The organism is Teichococcus aestuarii, assembly GCF_042651065.1.
Classification (GTDB): domain Bacteria; phylum Pseudomonadota; class Alphaproteobacteria; order Acetobacterales; family Acetobacteraceae; genus Pseudoroseomonas; species Pseudoroseomonas aestuarii.
Window position 1 is genome coordinate 1 of the sequence record NZ_JBHSCH010000168.1, and the last position, 841, is coordinate 841.

At 23.8% G+C, this 841-nt stretch carries 1 protein-coding gene; it reads right to left on the reverse strand.

The genetic code is table 11. From position 1 onward, the window contains the following. Positions 1–287: 287 nt before the first annotated feature. Positions 288–841, reverse strand: a 554-nt coding sequence (locus tag ACFOY6_RS24200; protein WP_379652465.1) for a hypothetical protein, incomplete at its 5' end; no start/stop codon positions are given.

Consider the following 841-nt stretch of genomic DNA (forward strand, 5'->3'; position numbering starts at 1 on the left):
AAAATTTTTGCGCCTTGTAATCATGAATAGACTTGTTAAAAGCATCATCTTTGATGATGCGTGTGAGCGTGCCAACACAAAAAAATAAATAATAAATATTCATAATAAAAGGAAAGTGATACCTCACTTTCCTACAGTTTTATATTAATTTCAGTGATATAAATGATCTATTTGATTAGATCATTTATTCATTTTTCAAATCAAATAAATGACAGTTTATTTGATTTGTCTTTATTATTATATTTAGATAATTGACAAAACCCCCTTTTATTTAGGGGGCTAATTTCTTATTTAACTATTTCTATTCTTTTATTTAAACATTCATTTTCACAATTGTATTGGTCAAGTAGTTGTTCTAAAACAATTAATTCTAATACTCCATTATCTAAAGCATTTTTTTGTTTTTTTAATTCACTTAAATAATCGAATTTCCATTCAATTATTTCTTCTCCTGTATAATTAATTCTAATAAATTCTGTTTCTTCTATTAATAAATTTATGATGAAATCTTCAATTTCATGTGGTTTTAATTCAACTAATTTAGTTACTTGTTCATCTTCATAAAATTCTAGCTTTAACTTCTGAAAATTAATTTGATAATTCTTGAAACCATATTTACTAATATAACGATTGATTAATGCTTCATCTGATGGGTCAATCTCAATTGTATTAACTTCATAATGGTTAGGTGTTAAGTCATTATATATATTAAGAAATTGCTTTAAATTTGATAAATCAACTTGTGGTTTTTGCAATATTTCATAGAGTTTTATCAATTCGTCATAATGATACTCCAATTGTTCATCAATTGTATAATGCTTATCTATTTCATCTTTTAATG